The organism is Arthrobacter sp. J156 (assembly GCF_056172865.1).
Genome location: NZ_CM149650.1, coordinates 2889355 through 2915558, shown reverse-complemented (window position 1 = coordinate 2915558; position 26204 = coordinate 2889355). Strand labels below are relative to the sequence as shown.

The 26204-nt window shown below is 60.7% G+C and carries 27 protein-coding genes; 7 read left to right on the top strand and 20 right to left on the bottom strand.

From position 1 onward, the window contains the following. Window positions 1-215: 215 nt before the first annotated feature. Window positions 216-1508: an IS256 family transposase gene (locus tag AC0QR5_RS13455; RefSeq protein ID WP_400588025.1), complete on the bottom strand. Its 1293-nt coding sequence runs from the start codon at window positions 1506-1508 to the stop codon at window positions 216-218. Between AC0QR5_RS13455 and AC0QR5_RS13450 the strand changes: the two genes are divergently transcribed. Continuing rightward, complete coding sequence (locus tag AC0QR5_RS13450; RefSeq protein ID WP_430970777.1) at window positions 1496-1897, top strand: MaoC/PaaZ C-terminal domain-containing protein; 402 nt, start codon at window positions 1496-1498, stop codon at window positions 1895-1897. The genes AC0QR5_RS13455 and AC0QR5_RS13450 overlap by 13 nt on opposite strands. Window positions 1898-1970: 73 nt before the next feature. On the opposite strand, the gene AC0QR5_RS13445 is transcribed toward AC0QR5_RS13450, so the two are convergent. The 5 genes from AC0QR5_RS13445 to AC0QR5_RS13425 all read right to left on the bottom strand — a co-directional run bounded on the left by AC0QR5_RS13445 (window position 1971) and on the right by AC0QR5_RS13425 (window position 6034). Further along, on the bottom strand, window positions 1971-2417 hold the full coding sequence (locus AC0QR5_RS13445; RefSeq protein ID WP_329864151.1) for a 6,7-dimethyl-8-ribityllumazine synthase: 447 nt from the start codon (window positions 2415-2417) through the stop codon (window positions 1971-1973). 231 nt (window positions 2418-2648) lie between these two features. Then, window positions 2649-3644, bottom strand: coding sequence for a dihydroxyacetone kinase subunit DhaK (gene dhaK / locus AC0QR5_RS13440; RefSeq protein WP_329864153.1), 996 nt, complete (start codon window positions 3642-3644; stop codon window positions 2649-2651). Between the two features lie 47 nt (window positions 3645-3691). Continuing rightward, window positions 3692-4339 carry a dihydroxyacetone kinase subunit DhaL gene (gene dhaL / locus AC0QR5_RS13435; protein WP_329864155.1) on the bottom strand — a complete coding sequence of 216 codons (648 nt, stop codon included), beginning with the start codon at window positions 4337-4339 and terminating at the stop codon, window positions 3692-3694. 19 nt (window positions 4340-4358) lie between these two features. Next, the gene (locus AC0QR5_RS13430) at window positions 4359-5153 is read right to left on the bottom strand and encodes an HAD-IA family hydrolase (protein ID WP_329864156.1); all 795 of its coding nucleotides are present in this window, start codon (window positions 5151-5153) and stop codon (window positions 4359-4361) included. Beyond that, a complete protein-coding gene (locus AC0QR5_RS13425) occupies window positions 5150-6034 on the bottom strand; it encodes a class II fructose-bisphosphate aldolase (protein ID WP_329864158.1) in 885 nt (294 codons plus the stop codon). Before AC0QR5_RS13425 ends, AC0QR5_RS13430 begins: the two co-directional genes overlap by 4 nt. A gap of 152 nt (window positions 6035-6186) precedes the next feature. On the opposite strand from AC0QR5_RS13425, the gene AC0QR5_RS13420 reads away from it, so the two are divergent. Continuing rightward, complete coding sequence (locus AC0QR5_RS13420) at window positions 6187-6924, top strand: GntR family transcriptional regulator (RefSeq protein WP_329864160.1); 738 nt, start codon at window positions 6187-6189, stop codon at window positions 6922-6924. Window positions 6925-7020: 96 nt separating this feature from the next. On the opposite strand, the gene AC0QR5_RS13415 is transcribed toward AC0QR5_RS13420, so the two are convergent. From AC0QR5_RS13415 to AC0QR5_RS13365, 11 genes are all read right to left on the bottom strand, one after another. Next, window positions 7021-7320 carry an antibiotic biosynthesis monooxygenase family protein gene (locus AC0QR5_RS13415; RefSeq protein WP_329864162.1) on the bottom strand — a complete coding sequence of 100 codons (300 nt, stop codon included), beginning with the start codon at window positions 7318-7320 and terminating at the stop codon, window positions 7021-7023. 246 nt (window positions 7321-7566) lie between these two features. Then, the gene (locus tag AC0QR5_RS13410) at window positions 7567-8499 is read right to left on the bottom strand and encodes a transketolase family protein (protein ID WP_329864164.1); all 933 of its coding nucleotides are present in this window, start codon (window positions 8497-8499) and stop codon (window positions 7567-7569) included. Next, on the bottom strand, window positions 8496-9350 hold the full coding sequence (locus tag AC0QR5_RS13405; protein WP_329864166.1) for a transketolase: 855 nt from the start codon (window positions 9348-9350) through the stop codon (window positions 8496-8498). The genes AC0QR5_RS13410 and AC0QR5_RS13405 overlap by 4 nt, the downstream gene beginning before the upstream one ends. Further along, window positions 9347-9796, bottom strand: a complete 450-nt coding sequence (locus AC0QR5_RS13400; protein ID WP_329864168.1) for an RpiB/LacA/LacB family sugar-phosphate isomerase — start codon at window positions 9794-9796, stop codon at window positions 9347-9349. The genes AC0QR5_RS13405 and AC0QR5_RS13400 overlap by 4 nt, the downstream gene beginning before the upstream one ends. A 524-nt stretch (window positions 9797-10320) precedes the next feature. Then, window positions 10321-10950 (bottom strand): dihydroxyacetone kinase subunit DhaL, encoded by a 630-nt coding sequence (dhaL, locus tag AC0QR5_RS13395; protein ID WP_329864169.1) that lies wholly within the window; start codon window positions 10948-10950, stop codon window positions 10321-10323. Window positions 10951-11109: 159 nt separating this feature from the next. Beyond that, window positions 11110-11820 (bottom strand): MFS transporter, encoded by a 711-nt coding sequence (locus AC0QR5_RS13390; protein WP_430633899.1) that lies wholly within the window; start codon window positions 11818-11820, stop codon window positions 11110-11112. Window positions 11821-11855: 35 nt separating this feature from the next. Next, a protein-coding gene (locus AC0QR5_RS13385) for an IS3 family transposase (RefSeq protein WP_475372474.1) occupies window positions 11856-13048 on the bottom strand; the annotation gives its coding sequence in 2 pieces (ribosomal slippage) (window positions 11856-12761 and window positions 12764-13048; 1191 coding nt in all). Between the two features lie 46 nt (window positions 13049-13094). Next, the gene (locus tag AC0QR5_RS13380) at window positions 13095-13673 is read right to left on the bottom strand and encodes an MFS transporter (RefSeq protein ID WP_329864027.1); all 579 of its coding nucleotides are present in this window, start codon (window positions 13671-13673) and stop codon (window positions 13095-13097) included. Between the two features lie 381 nt (window positions 13674-14054). Then, a complete protein-coding gene (locus AC0QR5_RS13375) occupies window positions 14055-15428 on the bottom strand; it encodes an amidohydrolase family protein (protein WP_329864025.1) in 1374 nt (457 codons plus the stop codon). Window positions 15429-15558: 130 nt separating this feature from the next. Continuing rightward, window positions 15559-17031: a purine-cytosine permease family protein gene (locus AC0QR5_RS13370; RefSeq protein WP_329864023.1), complete on the bottom strand. Its 1473-nt coding sequence runs from the start codon at window positions 17029-17031 to the stop codon at window positions 15559-15561. A 33-nt stretch (window positions 17032-17064) separates the two neighbouring features. Further along, complete coding sequence (locus AC0QR5_RS13365; protein ID WP_329864021.1) at window positions 17065-18252, bottom strand: mandelate racemase/muconate lactonizing enzyme family protein; 1188 nt, start codon at window positions 18250-18252, stop codon at window positions 17065-17067. A gap of 271 nt (window positions 18253-18523) precedes the next feature. Between AC0QR5_RS13365 and AC0QR5_RS13360 the strand changes: the two genes are divergently transcribed. Both AC0QR5_RS13360 and AC0QR5_RS13355 read left to right on the top strand, forming a co-directional pair. Continuing rightward, complete coding sequence (locus tag AC0QR5_RS13360) at window positions 18524-19363, top strand: nitroreductase family protein (protein WP_329864019.1); 840 nt, start codon at window positions 18524-18526, stop codon at window positions 19361-19363. Between the two features lie 94 nt (window positions 19364-19457). Continuing rightward, window positions 19458-20027: a TetR/AcrR family transcriptional regulator gene (locus AC0QR5_RS13355; RefSeq protein ID WP_329864017.1), complete on the top strand. Its 570-nt coding sequence runs from the start codon at window positions 19458-19460 to the stop codon at window positions 20025-20027. Between the two features lie 73 nt (window positions 20028-20100). On the opposite strand, the gene AC0QR5_RS13350 is transcribed toward AC0QR5_RS13355, so the two are convergent. After that, complete coding sequence (locus AC0QR5_RS13350; RefSeq protein ID WP_329864015.1) at window positions 20101-20847, bottom strand: FadR/GntR family transcriptional regulator; 747 nt, start codon at window positions 20845-20847, stop codon at window positions 20101-20103. A gap of 569 nt (window positions 20848-21416) precedes the next feature. On the opposite strand from AC0QR5_RS13350, the gene AC0QR5_RS13345 reads away from it, so the two are divergent. From AC0QR5_RS13345 to AC0QR5_RS13335, 3 genes are all read left to right on the top strand, one after another. Continuing rightward, entirely contained in the window at window positions 21417-21803 is a 387-nt protein-coding gene (locus tag AC0QR5_RS13345; protein ID WP_329864013.1) for a nuclear transport factor 2 family protein, read from the top strand. Window positions 21804-21934: 131 nt separating this feature from the next. After that, window positions 21935-22684 (top strand): triose-phosphate isomerase, encoded by a 750-nt coding sequence (gene tpiA / locus AC0QR5_RS13340; protein WP_475372534.1) that lies wholly within the window; start codon window positions 21935-21937, stop codon window positions 22682-22684. Between the two features lie 651 nt (window positions 22685-23335). Further along, window positions 23336-23548, top strand: coding sequence for a hypothetical protein (locus tag AC0QR5_RS13335; protein ID WP_329864009.1), 213 nt, complete (start codon window positions 23336-23338; stop codon window positions 23546-23548). A 429-nt stretch (window positions 23549-23977) separates the two neighbouring features. Here AC0QR5_RS13335 and AC0QR5_RS13330 read toward each other — a convergent pair whose 3' ends face one another. Further along, window positions 23978-25453 carry a serine/threonine-protein kinase gene (locus AC0QR5_RS13330; RefSeq protein WP_329864007.1) on the bottom strand — a complete coding sequence of 492 codons (1476 nt, stop codon included), beginning with the start codon at window positions 25451-25453 and terminating at the stop codon, window positions 23978-23980. Window positions 25454-25723: 270 nt separating this feature from the next. After that, window positions 25724-26140: a DUF4913 domain-containing protein gene (locus AC0QR5_RS13325; protein WP_329864005.1), complete on the bottom strand. Its 417-nt coding sequence runs from the start codon at window positions 26138-26140 to the stop codon at window positions 25724-25726. Window positions 26141-26204 lie beyond the last annotated feature (64 nt).

Below are 26204 nucleotides of genomic sequence, written 5' to 3'. Positions count from 1 at the left end.
TCCCGCATAATTTACAGCCCGCCTTCCGGGGCCGTTCACGAAAGGTTGACCATGGAAGCTCATCCCAATCGTCCCAGACCCATCGTTGGGCAAACCGCTCATCTGTCGCGCAAAGTCACCCACGAGGACATCTCGTTGTTCACCCAGATCAGCGGTGACCGCAACCCCCTACACTACGGGGACTATCTCATTAACGGTGTATCCGGCGGTTTCTTTTAGTAGCTTTCAGCGGCCGGGAATCGGTCGCTGAAAGTGATGGCGAAGGCGTTCAAAGCGGGCTTCCAACGCACGGCCCATCGGGTCTTGCCGGCACCGGTCGGATCGAGGGATCGGGTGACCAGATACAGGCACTTTAGCGCAGCCTGCTCGGTGGGGAAATGACCCCGGGCCTTCACGGCGCGCCGGTACCTGGCGTTGAGGGATTCGATCGCATTGGTCGAGCAGATCACGCGCCGGATTTCCACGTCATAGTCCAGGAACGGGATGAACTCCTCCCACGCGTTCTCCCACAGCCGCACGATGGCCCCGTATTTCTTGCCCCAGCGCTCGGTGAGCTCCTCGAACGCCGCCCTGGCGGCCGCAGCGTTCACGGCGGTGTAGATGGGCTTCACGTCCCGTTTGAGCGCGTCCCAGTCCTTCTTCGAGGCCAGGCGGAAGGTATTGCGGATCAGGTGGATGATGCAGGTCTGCACGGTTGTCAGCGGCCAGACGTTGGTGACGACTTCGGGCAGGCCTTTGAGGCCGTCGCAGACCAGGAAGAAGGTGTCTTTCACGCCGCGGTTCTTGATGTCGGTGAGCACGCTCATCCAGAACTTCGCGCCCTCACCGCCGGTGCCGGCCCACAGGCCGAGGATGTCCTTCTCACCCTCCAGCGTCACGCCGATCGCGGCGTAGACGGGCCGGTTGGCGACCTGCCCGTCGCGGACCTTGACGACGATGGCGTCGATGAAGATCGCCGCGTAGACCTCATCCAGCGGCCGGTTTTGCCACGCGGCCATCTCGTCGAGCACCCTGTCGGTGATCCGCGAGACGGTCTCCTTTGACACGGACGCACCGTAGATCTCGGCGAAGTGCGCGCTGATTTCCCCGGTGGTCAGGCCCTTGGCATAGAGCGACAGGACCATCTCATCGACACCGGTCAGGCGGCGCTGACGCTTCTTGACGATGACCGGTGAGAAGGTCCCTTCCCGGTCCCGCGGCACGTCCACCTCCACCGGGCCCGTGGTCTCCGTCAGCACCGTTTTTGGGCGCACGCCGTTGCGGGAATTCGCGGTCTGCTTCCCTGCCGTATCGTGCTTTTCATATCCGAGATGCTCGGTCATTTCCTCATCGAGCGCGGTCTCGATCACGGTCTTGGTCAGCTGCTTGAGCAGACCGTCCGGCCCGGTCAGGGACAGGCCCTGTTCCTTCGCCATTCTGACCAGCTCGCGCGCAGCGTCGCCCTCGGATACTTCTGTCTTCTTTTCAGCGGTTTTCGTACTCGGCACAGCCTCAAGTGTTGCGGCCATATCGGGCTCCTCCCCGCCAGGCTTACCGCCCGGCGTGTCGAGCCGGATACACCGTTATTTCCACAGTCCCACACTACGATCTCCGGGCTGCCCAGACCTCACGGTTTGGCGAGATTATTGTCCAAGGTGGTGTAACTAGTGCCATCCTGAACGCCGTCGTGGCTGAGGAGCTGCCGGGACCCGGATCCGTCTTCCTGAGCGTGAACTGGAACTTCATGGCTCCTGTTCGTCCTGGTGACGTTATTACCGGGCACGTCGAGGTAACTGAAGTACGTGCAGACAAGCCTGTTACGACGTTACGTACGTGGGTGGTTCGTGATGACGGAACAGTTGTTCTCGAGGGCACAGCTACTTGTTACACAATGGAGCTTGGCGGACCGCCGGACTAGGGCTTTTTGTTCTTGAAGGCCCCGGAAAGACACATGTGCAGGTATCACCACGTTCTGTGGGTCTGTGTGTCCTTTAGGCCTCCTGGAGGGACGCCAAGGTTGTAAGAGTTGAGGTGAGAGCGTCGGCCAGTTCCTTCCCCTTGGCTACAAAATGCCGGGAAAACTGGTTGCGATGTTCTTCATGCTCGTGGAAATGGTGAGGAGTTAGGACTCCGGAGAAAACTGGTACGTCAGTTTCCAATTGCACTCTCATAAGGGCGTCCACGACGCTTTGTGCGACAAATTCGTGGCGATAAATGCCCCCGTCAACCACGAGGGCAGAGGTGGCGATTCCGTCGTAATGACCGGATACTGCGAGGCGTCGGACGAGTAGCGGGATTTCGAAGGCGCCAGGCACTTGGTGGACATCCACGTTGGTAATGCCGGATTCTTTCAACCGTGCCTGAAAGCTTTCCACGGCACGATCAACGATGTCTGCATGCCATTGGGCGCTTACAACCGCTACGCGGACGGAGGACATAGCCTTAGGAGACAAGTGAAATGCCTTTCTTTTGGAGCTCACCGGAATGCTTGCTGCTTCCGCCCGGTGGTCTCGCCTCGGAGCTGGTTATTCGTCAGGGGAACGGCGGCTTGTAGAACTTCAACTAGGGAGTCCGAACTGGCCGCCAGGAGTCCCTGCCGGCCAGTTCAGAGTACTGCCATGACGCTGGTGGTGATGTAACTCTTCGGAATATCGGAGGGTGCCGATTGGTCAGAAGATGCGGGCAGCGATCTCAGCCGGGGCTGCCAGCAGTTCCTTGATCTCGTCGTCGAGCTTCACGAGAGTCAGGGACATTCCAATCATGTCCAGCGCGGTGCAGTATTCGCCTACATAGCTCCGGCTTACCGTGATGCCTTTTTCGGCAAGACGCGTGTGTGCGCTGCCGTTCAGAATGTAGAGCTCGCTGATGGGCGTGCCGCCCAGTCCGTTGACCATGAGGGCCACTTCGTCACCGTCTGCGAATGGCAGGTCGGGGACAATTGCGTTGAGCAGCTCGTCCACAATCTCGTCGGCCGTGGCGATTTTGACGCGGCGGCGGCCTGGCTCGCCATGGATTCCAACGCCGATTTCCATTTCGTCGTCGGCCATCTCGAACAGCGGGGCACCCTTCGCGGGAGGCGTGCACGCGCTCAGTGCAACGCCCATCGTACGGGTTGCGGCGTTCACCTTCTCGCCGATACGTACGACCTCGTCCAGGTCGGCGCCGGCTTCGGCGGCAGCCCCGACTGCTTTCATGACGAAGAAGTTGCCGGCCACTCCTCGGCGACCAATGGTGTAAAGCGAGTCTTCGACCGCGACGTCGTCGTTGATAAAGAGGGTGCGCACATTGATGCCCTCAGCCGCGGCGAATTCGGCGGCCATCTCGAAGGCCATCTTGTCTCCGGTGTAGTTGTTCACCAGGAGGAGCACGCCTTTGTCGCTGGCGAGGCGGCGGGTGGCCTCTACGACGTAATCCGCTGGCGGCGCAGCGAAGATATCGCCGGGGCAGGCGCCGTCGAGCATGCCCTTGCCGACCGCCATGACGTGCGCCGGTTCATGTCCCGAGCCGGATCCCTGAATGATAGAGACTTTGTCCTGCCGTGGAGCGTCGGAGCGCATGATGAGGTTGTACTCCGGGACGTACGTCAAGGTCTCCGGGTTGGCCAGAGCGATGCCCTTGAGCATCTCGGGGACGAACGCTTTGGGGTCGTTAATGAACTTTTTCATTGCCGTCTTTCTCTGAATCGTTGTCGTTGATCCTGCGCTTGAATTCGTCACCGGGTACCCGCAATCCGCTCAGCCAGTACCGCCATTGCGATCGCTCCGGGGTCAGGTGAGCCGACGCTGCGCTCACCCGTGTAGGACGCGCGGCCGCGGCGGGCTGTCAGCGTGCTCGTGCGCTCAGCAGCATCACGGGCGACGACTGCAGCACTCTTGGCGATGGCTTTGGGGTCAGATCCTGCCCTGACTCCGGCCTCGATAGCATCAGTGAGGGGTACGAGCGCGTCAAGCAGGGTCTTGTCTCCCAGGCTGGCGCCGCCGCGGGCCATGATGCCCTCGGTCGCGGCCCGGAGCATGGCAACGACGTCGGCACCTTCGAGCTGCTGCTTGCCGCGGGCGACGGAGGACGCGCGAAGGAATGCGGTTCCCCAAATCGGGCCTGAGCTTCCTCCGATCCTGCTGCTCATCGTTAGGGCCACGCCGCCCAGGAAAGAGCCGAGGTCGGATCGGTCGTAGCCCTCCCAGGATTCGAGCACGATCTCGAAGCCGCGGGCAAGGGAATAGCCGAAGTCGCCGTCGCCGGCGACCGCGTCGAGATCGCAGAAGTACGTCTCGTTTTCAACACAGGTCTGCGCGATCGTCTTCACGACGTCTTCGAGACGAATTGTGCCTTCTGTAACGGAGGCGGTGTCGTTTTGCATTTCAAGGCTCCTTAGGAAATCAAGAGAAGGTTGGGATGGACGTTGCATTTAGGAGGTCAAGAAGATTCTTCAACGACACTTCGCCGTCGACGCCGACGGCGTGCGGGTCGGAGACCACGGCCACGGGATGGTCCGGCAGCTGGCCGAGCGAGTCGACAACCAGCGCCGCCCCCGTGAAATCTTCATTGATGGTGTAGCTGCTGCGGGTGACAACGGTGGTCAGGCCGGCAGCGAGGGCGGCCCTAAGGCCGTTAGCGCTGTCCTCGACCACTACTGCCTGAGTGGGCTGGATGCCGAGTTCCCTAATGGCAAGGTGATAGATGTCGGGCGCGGGCTTTTTGTGTTCGACCATGTCGCCTGCAAAGACTGAGAACTGCCTGGCCAGATCGGTTCCAACGACATGTTCGAGGACTGCCCGGACCGATTCCTCGGCTGAGGTTGATGCCACTGCGAGTTGCCAGCCCGCGTCAGCGGCCTCGGCCGAGATCCGGGCGATTCCAGGGCGTGGGGGCAGCTCTCCGGCGCGTACCATCGCCGTGTAGCGGGCAGTCTTTTCGCGGTGCCACTGTGCGATCAGGTCGTGCTGGGCCTCCCGGTCCTCGGGAAGGCCTGCCTTCGCGATGAATTCGGGTGTGAGCAGTTTGCCGAGCCGCTCCTTGCCGCCGCCGATGGCCAGCATTTGGGCGTAGTCTTCCTGAGACCAGTGCACCGGCAGTCCGAAGTGCTCGAAAGTCGCGTTGAATGCCGGCAAGTGGCCATCACGCTCGGTGTCGGAGAGGACGCCGTCGCAGTCGAAAATCAGGGCATCGCTCATCGGGAACCTACTGCCTCGTTGGCGTGCTGTGCGCGGCCAGCCGCACCGAACTGCTCGATGTGTTCCACAATTTCGTTCCGGACGGCCGCCGAGACATCCCGGAACAGGCTCGGTGGATCCCACCGGTCGTTGAGACGGGCGCCGTCAAGGTGCTTAGCGGCTGCCTGCATGTAGGAATGCTTGACGGCTGTGGAGATGTTGATCTTTGACACGCCCGCGTCGATGAACAGCTTGAAGTCTGCTGCGGAGAGGCCGGTGCCGCCGTGGAGGACGATCGGCCTGTCGACGAGGGCGGCGAGCTCGCGCACGCGACTTGGCAGAAGCTTCGGGGGGGTCTTAAACGCCCCGTGACTGGTGCCCACCTGGGGTGCAAGCATGTCAGCGCCGGTACTCTTAGCGGCCGCCGCGAGTTGCTCGACGGTGTAAGAGTGCAGTGCGGTGTCGGAACCGACGCCGTCCTCAACGCCCAAGATGTTTTCAATCTCGGACTCCACGTCCACGCCGGCAGCGTGGGCCTGGGCGACAACCTCGGTAGTTTCCCTGACGGCGGACTCAAAGTCGCGGTCGGAAGCGTCGAAAAGAACCGAGGACCAGCCCGCGGCCACGACCTCGTCAATGACGGTCCGGTCCGGACAGTGGTCCAGATGCAGTGCCACGGGCACGGTGACATCTTTCGTCACGGCTTCGAATGTCGCGCTGAGAAGCCGTGTGCCGGCGGTGCGCACCGTTTTGACCGACACCTGCACAATAAGCGGGGCAGAGCAGGCCTGGGCGGCCTCGACTACGGCCCGCATGCTGACTTCATCGAAGACGTTGACCGCCGGCACGGCGTATCCGTGATCGCGTGCGGTTCTGGTCAGTGTTGCTGTCGAAACGAGCATCCTCGTCCTTACCTTTCAGTGGTTCCTTCCAAGTTGCCCGCGTCGGATTACTGTGACGCGCACCATAAAACCTGAAACTAACGTAGACTATACAAGTATGTACCGCGCTATACAACACCGCGGCGGGCTATAATCGGCTAGGAGGTGCCAATATGACTGATGTGCTTGAGCGTGACTCTTCTGTCCCGCTGTACCTGCAACTTGAAGAGATCCTGCTGGCCAAGATCACGAGTGGCGAGTGGGCGCCCGACCAGCGGATCCCCTCCGAGAACGAGTTGAACAGGATTTACGGACTGAGCAGGATGACGGTCCGGGGCGTGCTCAACAAGCTCACTGCCGATGGGCTGCTGATCCGTGTCGCGGGCAAAGGCACGTACGTAGCCCCGCGGAAGATCAGCGCAGTGTCGCCGGCCTATAAGGGCATCCGGGAGCAACTCGAGGCCCTCGGCTACCACACCTCGACACAGCTTGTCTCGCTTGACCTGGCTGCTCCGCCCGCCAGAGTGCGGGAAAGGCTGGGGCTCGGTCCAGAGGACCAGGTTTTCGCGATCGTTCGCTTGCGCACCGTTGACGGCAAACCCTTGAGCTTGCACCGCTCGTTCATTCCGGCCCGTTTGGCGCCCGGGTTGGACACGCACGACGTCGTCAACGAGCAGCTCTGCGTGGTCCTCGAGGAGAACTACAGCCTCCCGATGAAAAGTGTCAGGGAAAACCTCGAGGCCGTGGCTGTGGATGGCAATGAAGCCCGGCAACTTGGCTTGCGCCGGGGAGACCCGGCGCTGCTGCTCACTGACGTCATTTCGGACCCGGCGGGCACGGCCTTTGAGTACTCTTCGATCGTCTTCCGTGGTGACACCATGCAGCTGAAGTTCGACTACCAGCTCGATTGAACCAGGCTCCTGCTCCTGCTGAGTGGTAATCATCTGCACAACGCACCATGAAAGATCCGCCAGATGAAGGCCGGACCTCCCATGATCACAGCGGGGTCAGAAGCCAAGGTAGGCCTGCTGGGTGTGTTTGACCTGGGGTGGCTGCGCGAAGTGAGGTCCTGCGAGTTCCCGCCACCTGGTGAATGCTGTAGAGCTGCGAAACCGTTCCGTATGATCTTCCAGGGTTGCCCAGCCAACGATCAGGGTGTATTCGGACATGTTCTCCACGGTCCGGTCCACGCGGAGGCTGAGTGCGCCCGGGGCTTGCTGAAAAAGCGGGACGGCCTGCGAGAGGACGTCTTCGAAAGCGGCTTCGGAGCCGGGCTTGATGGTCAGTGTTGCGACTTCGTAGATCATGCGCACACTCCTTTTGAGATTGCGGACTGGCTGGGACAGGTGCTGGATTGTTCGATCTTCGTAATGCTTGTGCCCGTCGGCGACATGAGTGATGCGGCGGCTGCATCCGATTCCGGGGGGGCATGCTCGCTAGTCAGAGGGCAGGTCCATCCGCGCGATCCTGTCGTCCCGGCTGCCGTATCCGAAGTGGCGGACAGAGGCGGTAATTCGCTATGACGACCCGGTACGCGTCTGGCCGTGCTGAGCTCAGGCCGCAAGCAAGTCTGTCAGCTTCGCGTGGAGTCCGGCAGCGTCAAGTCCGTAGTGCTGCAGCAGCCCTGAGTACGTCCCTGTGATCACATGCTGGTGAGGGAGTCCGATTGCATCATGGCGGACTCCGAGGTGGCGGATCGTCTCTGAGACCGCTGCGGAGAGGCCTCCTCGGATGTAGTGCTCCTCGACCGTGATCACATGGCCGGTGCGTGCGGCCGAGGTAGTGATCAGCTCAGCGTCGACCGGCTCCACGGTCGGCATACCGATCAGGTCCACTCCGATGCCGTCGGCAGCGAGGAGGTCGACGGCGTGGATCGCTTCGGCGGTTACGGCCCCGGTCGTGACAACGGTCGCCTTCTCCCCCGTGCGGATGGAACGCCCTTTACCGATGACGAAGGGCTCTTCCTCAAAAAGGTCGGGGATGGCGGGACCGCCCACGCGCATATAGACGGGACCCTCATGGGTGAGCATCGCATCCACGGCAGCCCGGATCTCGCCGGGGTCCTGGGGAGAGATGATCACAACGCCGGGCAGCATCCGGATGATGGCGTAGTCTTCGAGCGAGTAGTGGGTTGGTCCGAGGTCCGAGTAGGTCATCCCTCCGTTACGTCCGACAATCTTGACGTTTTGGCCCATGTAGGCGATGTCATTACGAAAGGCCTCGTAGTTGCGGTTTGTGACGAAGGCGGCGATGGCGGCAAACACCGGAATCCGCCCGGTAGTAGCCAGCCCTGAGGCGACCCCCGTGACACCGTGTTCCTGGATTCCGAATTCAAAATATCGTTCCGGGTGCCGGCTCTTGAAGGTACCGAAACCCGAGGACACGCCGCTGTCGGCGGAGAGGACCACAATCCTGTCATCGTTCTGTGCCCTGCTGGTTACGGCTTCCCCGAAGGTCTTGCGCGGATCGATCAGGGGTGTGCTCATCGTGTTCCCACCGTTTCTGAGATTGTGGCCAGTCGGTTCTGCAGCTCTGCCTCGGCAGCGTCTAGTTCTTCCGGATTTGGTTTCCAGTAGTGCGATGCTGCAGTTCCTTCCAGAAAGCTGATGCCCTGCGCCTTAGTGGTCCGGGCCACGATGGCCGTCGGTCTGCTCGTGCTAAGTGGTGTCTGGTCGAGGACGGAGATGACTTCGCGCATGTCATTGCCGTCGATCGTGCGCACGGCCCATCCGAAGGCGCTGAACTTGTCCGTGATTGGCTCCATGTTCATTACGTCCGCCGTATGGCCGCTGATTTGCAAGTCGTTGACGTCGATGAATGCAACCAAATTGTTCAGCTTGTGGTGTGCAGCGATGGCGGCCCCTTCCCAGTTGGAACCCTCGGGGAGCTCGCCATCTCCAAGAACTGTAAATACCCGGCCGGCGCCGCCGGAGAGCCGCAATCCGAGAGCCATGCCGCAAGCGATGGGGAGGCCGTGCCCAAGGGCCCCTGTGTTGGCCTCCACTCCGGGAAGTTTATGCATGTCAGGGTGGCCGGCGAGTCGACTTCCATGCCCGGCATACGTGTCCACCAGGTCTTCTGGAAAGAATCCGCGCCGGGCAAGGACAGCGTACTGAGCCATGGCTTTGTGCCCGGCAGAGAGAAGGAAGCGGTCCCGGCGAGGATCCGTCGGCTTGGCCGGGTCGACGTTCATCGTACGGAAGTAGAGTGCAGTGAGGATGTCAATGCAGGAAAGGGCTCCGCCAAGGTGTCCAGAACCGCCCGCGCGGAGCATGCGGAGGACCAGGAGTCTGGCCCTGGTTGCTTCGAGTTCGAGGGCTGCGATGTCGTCGTTCATGGGCGCGCCTCATTCCCGCCCTCGTAGCGATAAAGTTCGGCGAGCTTTGGCGTGCTGCGCTCTGACGGTTCGTATGCCACTGCAAGATAGTCACGCAACAGCCGCTTCGCGGTTTCGGGACCGATGACCTGGGCGCCCATGGCGATCATGTTGGCACTGTTGCTCAATTGGGCACGCTCGGCCTGGTACGAGTCCATAAGCAGCGCGCAGTAGGCTCCCTTGACTTTGTTTGCAGCGATGGAGACTCCGATGCCGGTGCCGCACAGCACTACTCCCCTGTCGACCTCACCCCGGGCGACACTTTCGGCGACATTGATGGCTGTCAGCGGGTAGAGGGGGTCTTCAGATCCAAAATCGCGTACCTCGTGGCCGAGCTCAACTGCATAGCGGGCGAGCACCGCCTTAAGATCGCTCGCGTTTGGGTCACAACCGATACCAATAAGCATGGTTCTCCGATCTGTACTTGTATAGGGTTGTATAGATAGTAGGGTTCGCGGGCTGGGAAATCAAGGGTCTACCCTGAAACAGGCTGACTGAGGTTGGAGGCAGTCCGGCCTGGCGGCGATGTGGGAGCAGAGATCGCGCGGACGCTGAGTGCCCGCGGCGGACCGACCGCAAGAGGACCCGTACAGGCACGTTGGCGCCCCGCGGAGATGCAGCGCTGTGATTGCATCGGTGCTTGGGGGTGGGCTGGGCGCAATCCTGATCCCGCGTGCCCCACCCTCGCTTCCCAGACGCTTGGCTAAGCTCAGTGGAGAACAACTGCTGCGGAGCTGTCAGGCTCGGCCCATCAGACATGACGGGGCGCTGTGCCCGGGTGCACGCACCCCTGTACAGGGGCTCTTGTTTAGCAGGCCGACTCGCGGCATCAAGTTCTCTGCTTCACAAGGTAGAGAACAGCCGAGGAGTCTGCCTCATCGGACCTTGAGGGCATCGGCTGGGCCGCTCACATCGGCTGGGTGTGGGGAGATCAACTCCAGGACTCTGCGATGCGTTCGGCCAGGACCGCGATGGCAACGGCTCCGGGATCGGGGACACCCACGCTCCGCTCGCCGCTGTAGCTGGCGCGTCCGCGTCGGGCCACCAGCACACTGGCCGCGTCTGCAGCGTCACGTGCGGTTTTTGCGGCAGAGACCGCAATCTCCCGCGTCTGTGAGCCCGAGGTGCTTAGGTCCTCGACGTTGTCGGTCATGGGAACGAGAGCGTCGAGGAGGGTCTTGTCGCCCACCTCCGCGCCACCACGGGCCTTGATTCCGGCGATCGCTGCCCTGAGCATGGCCACGACGTCTTGGATTTTCAGCTCGTCAACGCCTTTGACGGCAGTTCCGGCACGAAGGAACGCAGTGCCCCAGATCGGCCCGGAAGTCCCCCCAATGCGTGAGCTGAGGCAGAGGGCTACCGACTGAAGGAAGGCGCTGGCGCTTTCTTTTGGCAGGGTGTCCCACTGCTCGATCAGTTTTTCAAAGCCTCGTGCCAGCGAATAGCCGAAGTCTCCGTCGCCGACAACGGAGTCGAGATCGGAGAAGTAGCCCTCCTGTTCGACGCAGGTGTCAGCGATTGTGCGGATGATCTGCTCAAGACGGCCGATGTTCGTGGTCATTTGATGTGGTCCTGACTTTGAAGTTGCTGCTGCGACATGTACATCTCAGGTCCGTAATCCCTGGCATCGTCGTGCGGGCGGATGGGCGCTGGTAAAGTCCTCCAACGCGGTGGAGGGAGGCAACAGCACCTTGCGCCGGGGCTGAGCCTGCTGTTGGTTCTATTGGCCTTCGCCATGATGTTTCAGTTGCCTCAGCACGCTGCGGATTGCCAACACCCCTATGGCCGGGCCGAGGGCGAGGCAGACGAATGCCCATCCCCAGCCGGCGTTAGCCTGCAGTGTGGGGACGAGCCAGACGATGGGAACGGTCACGGTGTAACCGAGGGCCATCTGCAGGGTTAACATACTGCCCACATATCGCTGGTCGGCTACTTGAGTGATGAGCACTGAGAACTGGGCGGAGTCAGCGATGACCCAGAACCCCCAGAGGAGGGCGATGAGCAGGACGAGCCAGAGGGCGCCGGCCGGTATCCAGCCGATTACCGCGGCGCAGGCGCCAGAGAAGATCATGGAAACGATGGCTGACTTTGCGCTTCCGACGCGTTCTGCCAAGCGGCCGCCGACCAGACAGCCAACCGCCCCTATGCTGACGACGACGAAAGTCGCCAGGCTTGCGAACTGCTCTGTAAGGGGCGAGTCGGAGCGGGCAAGCACTGAACTGAGGTACACGGAGAACCATGACCACATGGCGTACAGCTCCCACATGTGGCCGAAATACCCCAGCGAGCTCATGAGTACGGGACGTGCGGTGAATGCCCGGAGTGCCTCTCGCAAGGAGAATTTACTGCGCGGAAAGGTGAAAGGGCCGTCTTTCGCCGCCAACAGCGCAGTGAGCCCGCCCGCAGCGCTTAGCAGGCTGGTGCCAACCACTAGGGACTGCTGCACGGTTAGGTGACAGGTTCTAGTCACGCCGCCAGTGCGACGGTCGTGTTCATGATGGTCTCGAACTCGATGGGCGTCAAACGACCCAGGCGTGCCTGACGGCGTCGCCGGTGATAGCTCCGCTCGATCCAGGTGACGATCGCGATGCGCAGCTGCTCGCGAGTGGTCCAGGAGCGGCGGTCGAGGACGTTCTTCTGGAGCAGCGCGAAGAAGCTTTCCATGGCGGCGTTGTCCCCGCTCGATCCGACTCTGCCCATGCTCCCGACCATGCGGTGAAGGGCAAGAGCGCGCAGGAACTTCCTGCTCCGAAATTGACTGCCCCTGTCGCTGTGCACGATGCAGCCGGCGACGTCGCCGCGCATCGCGACAGCATTCTCGAGCGCCTGAACGGCCAGGCGGGACTTCATCCTCGAGTCGATCGAGTACCCCACGATCCGGCCTGAGCACGCGTCCTTGATGGCGCAACAGTAGAGCTTGCCTTCCGCGGTCCGGTGCTCCGTGATGTCCACGAGCCAGAGCTGGTTCGGGGCTTCGGCGGCGAACACGTGCCGGGTCCGGCCGTCCTCGTCGACGACCGCGCACAGGTCGTCGTGGACCGGCGGGCCCGGCTTCTTGCCGTTACGTCCCCGCTTCTTCCCGAACGCGGACCACCAGCCGTTTGCGGAGGCGATCCGCCACGCGGTCCGGTCAGACATCGCCTCACCCGCGTCACGGGCCTCGTCGGCGAGGAGCCGGTGCCCGAACTCGGGGTCATCCTTGTGCGCGTCGAACAGCGCGTTCGCGCGATACGCCTCCACGACCTCGCTATCGGTGATGGGGCCGGCCAGCCATCGGTAGTAGGGCTGGCGGGAGAGCTTGAGCACCCGGCACGTCACCGTCACAGGGATCCCTGCTTCGGCGAGCTCTGTCACGAGCGGGTAGAACCTTTTCCCGGCAGATTCGCCTGCGACAGATACGCCGCCGCCCGCCGGAGGACCTCGTTCTCCTGCTCGAGCAACCGGTTCCGCTTCTTCAGCTCGCGGATCTCCGCCGCCTCGGTCCGGGACTGGCCGGGCTTCGCACCTGCGTCGATGTCGGCGCGACGCAGCCACTTCTGCAACGTCATCGGGTGGACCCCGAAGTCTTTCGCGATTTGCTCGATCGTCACTCCGGGCTCACGGTTCCTCGCGACGCGCACAACGTCGTCACGGAACTCGGACGGGTAGGGCTTGGGCACAGCAACATCCTTCCAGACCCACCCCGCGGGCAAGCCAGATCAGATGTCACCTACTCGTGCAGCAGTCCCCTACGAATCGCCAGTCCAGGCTTCCCGCGGCCGCCACGAGGTGAGGGGACGCTGATCCGACGGTCAGCGCACCAATCATGACGCCAACGGCGGTCGCCCGGGAGGTCTTGAACCACGTGGAGATGCACTTCATCGCCGAGGGGTACACCGCCGCCAGGCAGGCACCGGTTAGGATGCGAAGGGCGATGATCTGCCACGCGTCGTTTGCTGCCAGCATTCCCAGGTTCATGATGCCGGCCAGGGTGGCGCCAGCGAACATGAGATGCCGTGGGCCGAACCGATCTGCGGCACTGGTCGTCGCAAGTACCAGGGCGCCGATGACAAACCCCACCTGTACACCTATGGTCAGCCAGGCTGAGGTCGAATCGGACAATTGAAACTGGCTTGCCAGCTGAGGAACGACCGCGCTTGCTGAGAACCATGTGGCCATGCTGAGCAGCATCGCCACAGCCAGCGCCGCCAGGGCCCGCCAAGCGCGCTTGGGGATCAGAGTGGACTCTAAATCTCCGGTTCCGCCTGCATTCTGGGCGACAACGTCACCTTCGACTTCACTCATTGATGCCTTCATTCGTCCTCGAGGCGTTGCTGGGGTGTTACCTGATACCGGACCAATTTCCGGCCCCGTAGCCGACCATGGAGGCTTCTTCCAGCGTTAGTAGCGCCGGATCCGGGATTTCACCGCTTAGCCTCCTGCCCGGCGTCGTTCCCCGCTTGCTGGAGCTTACGTTGGCAGGGCCAGTCTTAGGGAGCGAGGCCGGTCTTGGTCTTAAGCGGATGCGAGAGGGGGATGGCGTCGCGAGCGTTCGCCATCCCCCACTGCTTTAGGACCATGATTCTTACCCTGCCTTTGGAGGGTGTGGTCCGTGTTACCGTCGCGCAGCACACCGGTGCGCTTTCAGGCCAATCCGCCACCTGCCCTGAAGCGCTACGCGGTGTCTTAGTCGACGGGGACTGGCTGCGTCACGAGGGCTTCGGTCGGCAGGCCGTCGCGGTCGATCTTGGTGCCTTCCTTGTACACGTCCGATATCGAACCCAGGTTGTTAATGTCCGTCAACGGGTCGGCGTCCAGAACCACCAGGTCAGCGAACTTGCCCGGCTGGATGGAACCGATCTTGTCCTGGCCGTAGGCCTTGGCTACGCCACTGGTGCATGCCACGATGACGTCCATCGGCGCCATACCCTTCTCCGTCACAGCGCGTGTCCACGCGAGGTGGTCCCTGCCGATCGTCCACGGATATTCGGGGTCATCCACCACGTTGAGGTCTTCGCGGACGTCGCGAGGGGTGCAGCCGGCGTCGGTTGAGAGGATGATGGGTGCCCCTGCGTCGATCAGCAGCTTTTCGTTCAGAGCGTGCTGGCCGCCGGCGTAGGTGGCCCACCGGCTTCCTTCTGATTCCCACCTGCTCTGGTGCGCATGGGTGACCGATTGCAGTGCGCTGGCCGATCCCACCGCGAGCAGCTTGTCGACCAATTCGGTGGAGATCGGCTGCTGGCGTGTGATGGTGGGGTGGATCAGAACGTCTGCTTCGACGTCAAGGGCAGCCTCCAGCGCGTGCGTGGAGAAGGTGTGCGTCAGCAACGGTATACCTGCCGACTTTACTTCCTCTGCGATGGCCCTGAGGGTTTTGTCGTTGAAGCAAAGGTACGTGCGGCCGCCCATATCGATGCCACCGAGCTGCTCGCTGACCGATACCTTAACCATGTCCACACCACGGGTGATGTAGTCGCGGACACGGGCACGGACTTCGTTCGTCGGAAGGACTGTCAGTTGATGTCCGACGCCCACCTCGAAGAGGCTGTCGAGGCGGTCGGCGAAGGTCTTGCTGATGTAGGGACGGCTGCGGCCGTGGTGGTCTGCGCTGAACGGTCCGCCCATGCCGATAATGGTTCCTGCTGCAAAGATCCGCGCTGCGGTCGCCTTGCCGGCGTTGATGCGGTCCCGGGCGGCGAGCACAGGGCTGGGTGCGTTGTAGGTGTCGAAGACGGTGGTCATACCGTTCTTCAGCCCGATCTGGGCGGCCTCGATGATGACGTCCGCCAAGCGCCCTTCCCAGCGCGCCAGGTATTCGATGCCGCCCGGGCCGCTGAGCAGGGTGATGCCGTCAAGAAGATGAACATTGCCCGAGACATAACCAGGCAGGACGTACTTTCCTGTGCCGTCAACGACGGTCGCGCCATCGGGAATCCGGACCGACCCGTCCGGGCCTACAGCGGTGAAGACGCCGTTCTCCATCACGACGGTGCCGCCTTGCAGCGGGGCACCCCCAAGGCCATCAATAACTGTGGCCGATTTGATAGCAATAGTGTTCATTTTACTTTCCTTGTTTTCGACGTCCGCCGTAGGATCCCGGACGGAATGTAGCCCCAGACTTGCTTTTCTTTTGCGCTGACTGGTGTGCGGTTTCTCGAGAAACGGCACACCAGTCAGCTTCCCTATTAGCTCAAGACACCAAACTCGCGTCCCGGCCATCTTCGTCAATGTTGCCCTTGACTGTAGATGCTGATGTCAACGGCTTATCAGGACCCAAGCGCTTCAGCAACGATGTGGTGAGTGCGTGCCCGATTCCCACCGCCACTGCGACCGCTGGCCCCTGCATCAGCCAGACAGGCACGAAGTTGTATCCGATTGCACCGATGATGACCCATGCCACGGCGGACAGGTTGAATCCGTGGAAGTACCAGTAGGGGCCCTTCCGGTCGAAAAGTCCGAGAACATCTATATGGCCGCGCTTCATGAAGTAGTCAGCCACGAACACGCCCACCAGAGGCGCAAATCCGTAACCCAGAATGTTGATGGCATCCGTGAACTGCTCCACGATAAAGGGGAAAGCGGCAAGCACCGTCCCAAAAATTGCAACTACGATCGTTGACCAGAAGCGCCCAAGCTTGGAAATCAGGTTGGCAAGCGCCAGTCCGCCCGTGTAGAGGTTCATGACGTTGACGGTCCAGTTGTCGAGGACGAGCAACAGCAGAAGGAGCAAGAGCGTAACTACACCGGGGTTGAGGCTGGGGATGACCTCAAAGGCGTTGGCAGTCTTGCCCAGTGCGCCTGCTGCGGCGTAAGCACCGAAGAAAGCTGCGCCGAAACCGCCAACCACTGCCGCCAGCAGAGTTGCCGTCCACATCTGGACCCGGGAGTTGGTGTAGCGGCAGTAGTCTGCGGCGTCCGTGACTTGGGCGAACCATCCAACTGCCATACCGCTGGCCCATACGGCGATGATCGACCAGTTCCATCCTTCAGTGCCCGCGAAGGAGAAGACCTCAGCCGGAGCAAAGCCGGGTGCACCTGAGGTTGCAAGCCACCACAGCAGGTACGCGATAACGAAGAGCTTGACGGGGAATGCGACCCGGGAGAGCCACTTCAGTGAGTGATAGCCGAACAGTGCCACCACTGCCTGGGCAACCGCGAACAGGAGGCTCACAACAATAAGCGAAACGTCGGCGTTGAACAGTGACTTAATGATGGCCACGATGCCGGCAGCGCCGGCCAGTGTTGTGAAGGCAAACCAGAAAGCGGAGCTGATGGTGCGCATGCCGCCGATGATGACTTGCGATCCTCTGATGCCTAGGAAGGCGCGGGTGGCGACAGTGCCGGGGAGCCCGTAGTCCACGCCGATCGTAGCCAGAATTGTGTACGGGATGAAGGCCATGACGACCCCCAGCGTCATGGCGATAACGGAGGCCCAGAAGGGGAGTCCTGCGGCCACTGCCAAGCCTGAGATCAGGATAAGGCCGGGATTCAGCAAAACATTGATGATGATTTGGAAGAGGGAGAACCATCCGACCTTCCGTTCCTCATCAGGAACGGGTTCGAGGCCGTACTGCTCGACATTCTTTGGTTGCTTCAGGGTGGGGACAAGCTCTTCGACTGTCTCAGTCAGATTGTGCTGTACTGCTGGATTTGGATTTGTCACGCTAACCGCTCCTTCGCGGGAAATGTGGATTGCTTAGTCAAGGCGGTACTCGGCAATAACTTCTTCATTGGGATCGTGCCCCAGGCCGGGGTTTGTGGGTACAGCGACTCGTCCGTTGACGGGAACGAGGGCATCGCCAAAGAGTTCCGCTTCGAAGTCGAAGTAGAGCCGTTCGACAAAGGGGGTGTCGTAGCGCGAAGCGTTGAAATGTACGGTTGCGAGTAAACCCGGCCCGAAGATGGCGGCATGGGGGACGATCTGCAGACCGTTCGCATCGCAGAGCTGCGCGATAGCTCGGGTGTCGGTAAGTCCGCCGACCTTGGAGACGTCGGGTTGGGCGACGTCGATAGCGCCGGCATCAACCATCGCCACGAAGTCGTAGTAGGTCCCCGCATTTTCGCCGGCGGCGGTCCGATACCCTTCTTTGCGCAAACGGGCCAGGCCACGGTAGTTCTCCGGCGGCCACACAGGCTCTTCCCACCAGTACGCGCCGAGGTCGGACATGTCGCGAGCCATTTCCTCAGCGACGGTAACCGACCATGGGCAGTTCAGGTCAAGCATCATCGTGGCATCCTTGGGCGCTGCAGCAAATGCGGCTCGGATCACCTTGGGGTCAATGTCGTGCAACTTGATGTGCTTATAGCCGCGGGTAACGACCTCCTCAATGACGTCACGCATTGCATCAACGTCACCCACCCGGGGAAGGCTGGCGTAGACATCCAGCTCGTTGGCGTACCGTCCGCCCAGGAGTTCAGCAACAGGCAGGCCGCTGGACTTTCCCATGAGATCCCAAAGTGCGAGATCGACTGCGCCGACGCCGTATTGCAACGGGCCCGAACGACCGAAGTTGTGAAGCTGACGTTCGATGTCGTTCTTGATCTTGCCAATTTCGTATGGATTGCGGCCCACCACCAGGCTGAGGACCTTCGTCTGGATCATGTCCCGCAGTGCCCTGTCACGGTTCCGGGAGAATGCCTCACCCCAGCCGACGAGACCGGTATTGGTCTCCAGCCGCACGAGCAGTACGTCGAAGCGCTTTTCCGGAACCTTGTCACCGTCCATGTTCCAGGGCACGAGGCCCGGCGACGCAAACGGCAAGGAGACGAGGATCGCGTCGGCTTTGACGATCTTCGTGGAAGCCATGTTGGAAACGTTGTTCGACAGCAAAGCTGACTGGTCGTTGACCGCAACTTTCGTCGGGAGGGATGTGATGTTCGTCATGGACAGAGACGATATCAGTTATCAGACCACTTGGGAAGTAAATTAATTGGCCGCCCGTTCCCAGGCGGATGTTCGGGCTGCCGCCCGAAGGTTCTGTGGCTATCTGGCGCCGAAAGGGCCCTTAGAAGGCCAATTTTATCGCCGCCTTCGTCGGGGTTCCAAGGCCTTGGATCGCTGCGGCGCCCGACTGGCGGGATCCGTCGTTGCGCTAGGAATAGAGACTCGTCCAGACCTGTTGAACAAACCGAATCCGATTCGGAAAGGGAAGGTCATGAACACGAAACATCAAGACGAACTGCTGCAGGCCCGCTACGGAACCCAGCCCAAGCCCAAGAACCTCATCTGGAACGCGCAGGTCGAACACCTGCTGGACCACCGCTCAGTGCGGACTTTTCTGCCCGAACCACTACCCGAGGGCGCGGTCGAGACGATGATTGCTGCCGCCCAATCGGCCTCGGCGTCTTCGAATCTGCACCAGTGGAGTGTCGTTGTGATTACTGACCCGGACCGCCGAGAGGAGCTGATGCACCTGGCCGGCAGTAAATCCATGAATGCTGTCTCTCCATTCATCAGCGAAGCGCCGGCAGTGCTTCTTTGGGTCGCCGACCTGTCAAGGAACGCACGAATCAATGAGCAGCACGGCAACGGGCTTGCCGTCTACGGGCACCTCGATTCGTTCCTCATGGCCTCGGTGGACACCGCCCTGGCAGCGCAGAACGCAGCCGTGGCCGCGGAATCGATCGGCCTCGGCGTCACGTACCTGGGGTCGCTGCGGAACCATGCCAAGGAGGTTGCCGCGCTAATCGGGATCCCGGCCTACAGCTATGTCGTATTCGGCATGGCCGTGGGAAAGCCGGACCCCGAACGCCGCAGCGGAATCCGGCCCCGTCCGGCGCAGTCTGTCGTGCTGCACCACAACCACTACGACAGCGGGGAAACGGCCGAGTGGGTCCACGGCTATGAGGATGCGTTCCGGGAGTTCCGCACTACTCAGGGTATGAAGCCCAAAACATGGATCGACTCCGTCGTGTACGGTTCGAGCATGGACTACATGGACGGGCGCGAGAACCTTCGAACCACCGTCCAGGAACGCGGCTTCGAACTGCGCTGACCAGCAGGGGGCCGGATCCGCAGACCGAAGGGTGCGGATCCGGCACGATCAATGGAGAAAAATGGTACGCCCGAGGGTTCCGATACTGACTCCAATGCGCATCGCCGACGCGGCCCTCGCACTTGTGGAGCAGACGGGCGACCTGCAAATGGTGCAGCTGGCAAAGACCCTCGGCGTCGCACCCTCGTCGCTCTACAGTCACGTAGACGGCCGTGCCGAGGTCATCGACCTCGCCCGGCTTAGGATGCTGGAGCGAATGGAGCCTCAGCCGCCGGTGACCCAATGGCGTGAGGGAGTGGAACGGCTTCTCCGCCAACTCACGGCAGGCTATACCCGACACAAGCGGATGCTGCCGCTGATCTTCGGTAGCACCATTTCCGAGGAACGGACCATTGCGCTCTACGAGCCCGTATTCGCCGCCCTTTTGGAAGCAGGGTTCATTCCTGAGCAGCTACGCTTGATCGCTGCATTGATTGACTTCCAGGCCATGGGACTGGCTCATGGGTTCCCTGAACCGGCCATGACAGAAAACATTCGGAAAAATTTACCCGCGTACACTGCCTCAATTGACCATTCCCAGTACAGCCCCGAGAGCGCTACTGCCTTTTCGGCCCAAGTGCTCATTCGCGGACTCGCATCGATGCTCCGCGAAGAACATGGATAGGAACTTCTGCCGCGCGTGCTTGCCCCACAAGTTGCGCCCCCAAATGAGGAACGAAACCCCGCCGGCACGGGTCCTATGCACTCTCCTGTGTTGGGTTGCCTACCCCGTCATGCCGGTCAATTACCGCCAGCAGGTCACGTTCAGACTCCTCGAGATGTTTGAGCATGGCAGCCTTCGCGGCGCCCGGGCGGCGCGCTACGATCGCCTCCATAATGGCCTTGTGTTCGGCAGTCGCTCGTTCACGACGGCCCCTCATCTGAATGCCGCGCGACGAAAACCCAACTAGCCCCTGCCGGATATCCTCGGTGAGCCGGAGGAGGATCCGATTCTTAGCGGCACGCGCGATCGCGAGATGGAACTCCACGTCGAGTGCGACATAATCTTCCGCGGACTCCACCTGCTCGAATTGAGCCGCCATTTCACGCAGGACTTTCTCATCCTGCGGAGTCAGGCGGGTGGCAGCTAGTCCAGCCGACGTCTCCTCCAAACCACGGCGGGCCTCCAAGAGCTCCAAGACAGTCGATCCTTCCAGCAGCAGAGACCTCAAACCGCTCTGGTCAGCCTCTTCGTTAACGGGCTCACTTTGGCTGTCGACCACCAGGACACCCACGCCATGAACGGTGCGGACCAGATTCTCGGCCTCCAGCATGCGGAGGGCTTCCCTGATCGAACTACGGCCGACCCCGAACTGATCTACCATGCTCCGCTCCGGGGGGAGCTTGTCTCCGGGGGCATAGTCGCCGTTAAGAAGTAGTTCCCGCAGTTGGGCGGCCACGGCGAACGGGACCCGATCCCGGTTGATCTTGTCTATTCGTGGCATCGTGTTGTTCTCGCGTCCGTGACGGGGTCTATATGTTGAAGGCAATTATAGGCGGACTGGACAGGTTGAAAGAGGGCAAGATGCGGTGCGCGCGGTTCGGGCTTGGAGGTCGGTCCCCCTAGCGGCGTCTGCCGGCCGCACTTGGGCCGACTGCCTGCTGAGGCCACGCAGCTCCATTCGCCTTTCCGATACCTTCCTACCGCCTTGGTCTGGCCACCGTGACCTCCTGCGCAGAGGACACCAGGACAGGTCGGATTTGCCAAATGACGAGTACGGCATTGCGCTCCCCAACATCGATCATTAGTATCTAGACAACCCTATACAAGTATATATAGCGGTGCTAGATTCTTACCGACGAAGATCTGATCCCGCTTCGGCGAACCGAAGATAGGTCTTGCCCTGACGCGATTCGAAGTATGCCCTGAGCGTGCGTCTGCATGACCTTTACCTGGTATCAGCATCGAAGGGCCCGTCAACCATTTCTGTCGGACGAATGAGACGTCTGGCCCATACACCCAGAGGATCTCAGGCCCTTCCGTCAAACAGATAACTCCGAGCGAAAGAAGACCATGAGCAAGAACATCAAGAACGTCCCCACCTCCGACTACCTGGCCGTCGTAGAAACAGTCAATGCCTATGTCGAGGGGGTCCGCCAGGGCAACCCGGAGAAGGTCAGTGAGGCCTTCCGCGACGACGCAACTATGTACGGCTTCACAGACGGTTCATTGGTCGGCGGCCCCATTTCGAATCTCTACTCCTTCGTAAAGACCAGCGGCGAGGCGCCAAACGTCATTGCACGCGTCGATATCCTCGGCATTGCACCCACGATCGCGGTCGCACGCGTTGACATGGAAAACGACGCGGTAGGCGCTGATTACACCGACTTTCACACACTCCTCAAGCAGGATGGCGAGTGGAAAATCGTCGGCAAGGTTTACCACCAGTACGAAAAGTAACACCAGAGGGCGAGGCTGCCACTTCAGGTCGCCTCGCCCTGGCTTCCCTAAAAGTCCCCGCCCTTCACTCATCTGGAGCAACTGTGCCTACCCTGTCGGAACGTATTCCCCTCATCGCCGGCAACTGGAAGATGAATCTCGATCATCAAAAGGCGGCGGAGGTGCTGCAACAGTTGCTGGCAGTATTTGACGACTCCCGGCATGACCGCATGCCTGTCGAAGTAGCAGTATTTCCCCCCTTCACGGCCCTGCCTGCAACAGAACTAGCTGTTGGCGACAGTACTGTCCCGCTCGCATACGGTGGGCAGGACCTTTCTCCCTACGACTCCGGCGCCTATACCGGCGACATCAGCGGCCAGTTCCTCGCCGCCCTCGGCTGTCGCTACGTCCTGGTTGGGCACAGCGAACGCCGAAGCGTTCATGGCGAAACAGACGACGTCCTAAATGCCAAGGTCATAGCCGCCCTGCGACACGAAGTTGTGCCAGTACTATGCGTTGGGGAAACCCTGGAGGTTCGCCAAGCAGGCAAGCATTTCGAACACACACTCAACCAACTCCGAGCGGGCGTCAAAGGCCTTACCTCTCACGAAGCCGGACAATTGGTCATAGCCTATGAACCAATTTGGGCCATAGGCACCGGAGCCGTGGCCGGACCCGAAGACGCACAGGAGATGTGCAAAGCTCTCCGGACCGAATTTGGGCGCCTTTTCGGCCCCGAGCAAGGACAGCAAGTTCGCTTTCTATACGGCGGCTCGGTCAAGGCTTCCAACGCATCCTTCATCCTCAATCAGCCCGACGTCGACGGGGTGCTCGTGGGAGGTGCGAGCCTTGACCCAGTCGAATTCGCCCGCATTGCTGGGTTTGCGGTGGGACCTAGATAAATCAAGGGGCCGGTCGAAACCACGTTTATGGGACTTGAGCTTCACAATAAGCGTCTAAAGCCGAGGACCTGCTGTCTGTTAGGTGCTGCAGCAACTGGCTTTTAGATAGCCCAATATGGAGCGTCGGGGGCTCGAGGACAATCCGACTCGTACACATCGCCCCGACTGGCCCCACCAAGCGAGGACAAGCATTCGGCGCATTGTTCATCCACCTCGCGACCCGCACCCTCCTCCTGACCATACAGAAGGTCACGACGAAAATTCGCCTCCGGAGCACTTGTCCAGGCCATGTTTATGGAGCTGAAAGGAGCACCCAATGCCCAATGAGGCCTCAGTAATAACTGTCAGGGTCGAAGACCACGCTTCGAGGGACAGGGAATTGGACCTTGCGATTTCCGCCCTTTGCACAGAAGCAACCGACTGCGGGGTTCTCGTGACCAGGATCGAATTTACAACATATATCGTCGCCCTCAGCCCGCATGTCCCCTTCGGCGTAATCCAAGAGGCTGACTTGCTGTGAGCAGGAGTAACGACGATCGGCAATGATCCCACGGAACGGCCACGCCAGATTCTCTGCATCCCGAGAAAAGCTTCGATACCAAAACAGCAAGAGAACTGCCGGCACGTAATGACGAAGAACAATAGGAAGCTGTGGAGAAGCACCCACTCCTGACCTGGACCGGTCTCGGCCCTGGTGATGTCATGTCGTTTGAAGAGGCAGAGACTGGAGAATTTGTTACCGGAAGGGTGGAGGCTAAGACAACCGACGGACTCATCGTGTGGCTAAGGGACAGCTTCGACGGCAGGAAGGCATACCACTTTCACGACTGCAAGGCGGTGCAACTCCTGAGGCAGCCGGAGTAAGGCAGCGCCAACTGCACATGCGGACGCTACCAACCCGTGAATCCTTAATTCCGCTCATTCTGCCTATTCAAGCGCGCTCTTACTGACTTGCAGCTTGGAGATCGAATTTGCCCCTCGCTTAGCATGGTTCACCTGGGCAGCAGTGGATTTCAAGCACACCCCAACCTGACGTCAGGCAGCGCTAAAAGACCGTCAGAATTGGATGCGAAAACAAGTTCCTGCACATGCCCAGGGAGCAGTCTTGGATTTCAATCTGACAGCCAGCCCTGCTGCGGCAGCTACCGGCAGGGCTCCCAATCCCAGCCGTGGATATCCCCGATTGACCCCAACCATGGACAGCTCGCAAGGCCACCTTAAGTCCGGGTATTGCGGGTTTCTGTGCTTGCACCGAGCGCGAGGTGGTTGAAAGGCCGTACTAGGCGTGCAGGGCTATTTCGTTCGCCAGCTCCGTTGGCTTACACGCTCGGGCATTGTGGTGGGTGCGTCCAGAGTTTTCTCGGCTGCAGCTACGAACCAACCGATCCATCTGTCCATGAACTCACTGGTGTCGTCCCTGTCGATTTCACTCACTGGCCATGCAAGCTGGCCTACCCCGTATACGCCTTCAAAGTACTGAACCGCCTCTCCTGGCTTGCGGGAGAAGGGCTGCAGATCACTATGCACATCTGCTGGCCGTGTGCTCATAAAGGACATTTCGTACCATCCGTACTCGCCTGCCCTATGTGCGTCGCAAAACCACAGAGAGTGGCTGCGGGCTATCCAGCCGCGATGGCTGTGACGTTCACGTGTAACGCTAATTACTGCGCTGCTGATGACATCAAATGGGCCGTCCCAGTCCGGTTCCGATATGGGGCGGCTGAGTCCAAGCCGGGCCCCTTCTAGTTCGGCTACGAAGGTCATGTTCGGGGGTGCGGGCGTCAAAAACTTCGCAGAGATGGCGTTATCTGCAATCTCCTCAAACAATGGCTGGGAAATTGATTCGAACATTGCCACTGATGAGTCGAAGAGCCGGCTTCTCTTGGCTGCTACCTCGTCCATAGCCCGGCGCTCCGCGTGAGCTTGGGCTTGTCGGCTGAGTACTTCGCTGTCGAATATTGCCAGTTTACGAGTGCCACGGAGAGCGGGTTCAAGCGTGGCCTTTTCCAGCCGTGACAAGATATTTGCCGGTCTGGGCCGAGCTTCAGGTGCCTTATTTAGGCACTCCATGATTATGTTACGCAGGCGAGTAGTTCCAGCTTTTATCGGGGCGGGCGTGACTGTCAGATGCTGATGTCGGTAGTCCCCTTGCGTCGGACCGGAAAACGGTCGATGACCCGCAACCATCTCGTACGCCATGATTCCGAAGGCGTAAACATCGGCGGCCGAGTCGGAATGCTGCATCAGCCATTGTTCAGGCGCGGCATACGGCAGGCTCAAATTGCCCTTGCGGGTGTCAGTTGCAGTCTTTGCATCCTTATAACGGGCTATACCAAAGTCAGCTAGGCACCACGTGCCGTCCAACAGCAGTACGTTCCCTGGCTTTAGGTCCCTGTGCACAATTTTGTTCTCAATGCTGGCCAAAGCCTGTGCTACGTCTGTCAAGATCTGTACGCACTCCGCCAGTTCTACTGGTTCAGGCAGCGCCAGCCGCTGGGCGAGTGACATTTCAGCTCGGGGCATTACGAGTACCCAGAAGTCCTCGTGCTCACCAGAGTCGAGGATGGGAACAATGTGAGGGTAGGCGGTCGCTCCCAATGACTCCCCGATGAACATTTCACGAGTCGCTCCCGGGTCCTTCTTCACGAACTTGGCCACGGCATGTTCTGTTTCAGAGTTGGATGCGAGGTAAACTTCGCCGAATCCACCTACACCGTCTGGGAGTGCGGCTCCTCGCGTCCACGTTGTTCTATCCAGCTTGATTTGCATGCACTCACGCTACAGGCCTTACCCGGCCGCTGAATCCCTTCTATGCGGTTGAGGCAGCCTCATGGTGCCTGGGCCCGCACATCCAACAGGTGTTTGGGTAGTAGCAAACCCGCTGCCCACAGCCGGGGACAATCCTGATGGGTTATCCACCGCTACTGCTGCTAAGGGAGCTTTCCCGATGGCTCCCGGTTTTCAGCCGTGGATAACCCGGATTGCCCACAACTATCGACAGCGCGCGTGGTCACCGTGAGCTTGGCTGAGAACAACGCTTTAGAACAGCCCTGGAGGTGGTTCCTCGCAGGGTAGTGGAGCGAGTTTGGATCGGTGGCCGTCGTCCGGGTTGCAGCCCTTGAACGGCCCGTCTGTTGAGAGCAGAACAGACATGTGGTGGTCTGCATGGTCGCGCCACCACACGCTCATTCCTGTGGTGCCGTCCAAGCGCAGGAACTCCCAGGCGCGCCAGAGCGCTTCGAGGCGGCTGATCGCTTCGGCGTGTTTCCACCACTGCGGGCACCAAGTGACACCGCCCTGGACATTGAGCTGCCGGCGGTAGCTGGTGGCCAGCTTCTTGCTGACGAATTCGGCGACGTTCGGGTAGAACAGCTCAGGGGCGTCTGAGTCCTCCTCGGCTGGCTCGGTGGGGACTGCGGTGTCCTCCGGCTGAATATTCGCTTCGTTGGGGTCCACCGGTCGTGCGTTCGGGGGCCGGTGCGCTCATCGCCCGATATTGAGCGTGGGGACCGGCAGTGGC

What these genes read in the sequence shown, in the direction of transcription:
- AC0QR5_RS13415 (WP_329864162.1), bottom strand. Translation starts at nt 7,320, where the DNA reads ATGATCTACGAAGTCGCAACACTGACCATCAAGCCCGGCTCCGAAGCC.
- tpiA (WP_475372534.1), top strand. Translation starts at nt 21,935, where the DNA reads ATGAATCTCGATCATCAAAAGGCGGCGGAGGTGCTGCAACAGTTGCTG.
- AC0QR5_RS13455 (WP_400588025.1), bottom strand. Translation starts at nt 1,508, where the DNA reads ATGGCCGCAACACTTGAGGCTGTGCCGAGTACGAAAACCGCTGAAAAG.
- dhaL (WP_329864169.1), bottom strand. Translation starts at nt 10,950, where the DNA reads ATGACCACGAACATCGGCCGTCTTGAGCAGATCATCCGCACAATCGCT.
- AC0QR5_RS13425 (WP_329864158.1), bottom strand. Translation starts at nt 6,034, where the DNA reads ATGCTCGTTTCGACAGCAACACTGACCAGAACCGCACGCGATCACGGA.
- AC0QR5_RS13330 (WP_329864007.1), bottom strand. Translation starts at nt 25,453, where the DNA reads ATGCAAATCAAGCTGGATAGAACAACGTGGACGCGAGGAGCCGCACTC.
- AC0QR5_RS13380 (WP_329864027.1), bottom strand. Translation starts at nt 13,673, where the DNA reads ATGAGTGAAGTCGAAGGTGACGTTGTCGCCCAGAATGCAGGCGGAACC.
- AC0QR5_RS13400 (WP_329864168.1), bottom strand. Translation starts at nt 9,796, where the DNA reads ATGCTTATTGGTATCGGTTGTGACCCAAACGCGAGCGATCTTAAGGCG.
- AC0QR5_RS13365 (WP_329864021.1), bottom strand. Translation starts at nt 18,252, where the DNA reads ATGACGAACATCACATCCCTCCCGACGAAAGTTGCGGTCAACGACCAG.
- AC0QR5_RS13345 (WP_329864013.1), top strand. Translation starts at nt 21,417, where the DNA reads ATGAGCAAGAACATCAAGAACGTCCCCACCTCCGACTACCTGGCCGTC.
- AC0QR5_RS13420 (WP_329864160.1), top strand. Translation starts at nt 6,187, where the DNA reads ATGACTGATGTGCTTGAGCGTGACTCTTCTGTCCCGCTGTACCTGCAA.
- AC0QR5_RS13350 (WP_329864015.1), bottom strand. Translation starts at nt 20,847, where the DNA reads ATGCCACGAATAGACAAGATCAACCGGGATCGGGTCCCGTTCGCCGTG.
- AC0QR5_RS13355 (WP_329864017.1), top strand. Translation starts at nt 19,458, where the DNA reads ATGCGCATCGCCGACGCGGCCCTCGCACTTGTGGAGCAGACGGGCGAC.
- AC0QR5_RS13410 (WP_329864164.1), bottom strand. Translation starts at nt 8,499, where the DNA reads ATGAGCACACCCCTGATCGATCCGCGCAAGACCTTCGGGGAAGCCGTA.
- AC0QR5_RS13445 (WP_329864151.1), bottom strand. Translation starts at nt 2,417, where the DNA reads ATGTCCTCCGTCCGCGTAGCGGTTGTAAGCGCCCAATGGCATGCAGAC.
- AC0QR5_RS13430 (WP_329864156.1), bottom strand. Translation starts at nt 5,153, where the DNA reads ATGAGCGATGCCCTGATTTTCGACTGCGACGGCGTCCTCTCCGACACC.
- dhaK (WP_329864153.1), bottom strand. Translation starts at nt 3,644, where the DNA reads ATGAAAAAGTTCATTAACGACCCCAAAGCGTTCGTCCCCGAGATGCTC.
- AC0QR5_RS13375 (WP_329864025.1), bottom strand. Translation starts at nt 15,428, where the DNA reads ATGAACACTATTGCTATCAAATCGGCCACAGTTATTGATGGCCTTGGG.
- dhaL (WP_329864155.1), bottom strand. Translation starts at nt 4,339, where the DNA reads ATGCAAAACGACACCGCCTCCGTTACAGAAGGCACAATTCGTCTCGAA.
- AC0QR5_RS13405 (WP_329864166.1), bottom strand. Translation starts at nt 9,350, where the DNA reads ATGAACGACGACATCGCAGCCCTCGAACTCGAAGCAACCAGGGCCAGA.
- AC0QR5_RS13360 (WP_329864019.1), top strand. Translation starts at nt 18,524, where the DNA reads ATGAACACGAAACATCAAGACGAACTGCTGCAGGCCCGCTACGGAACC.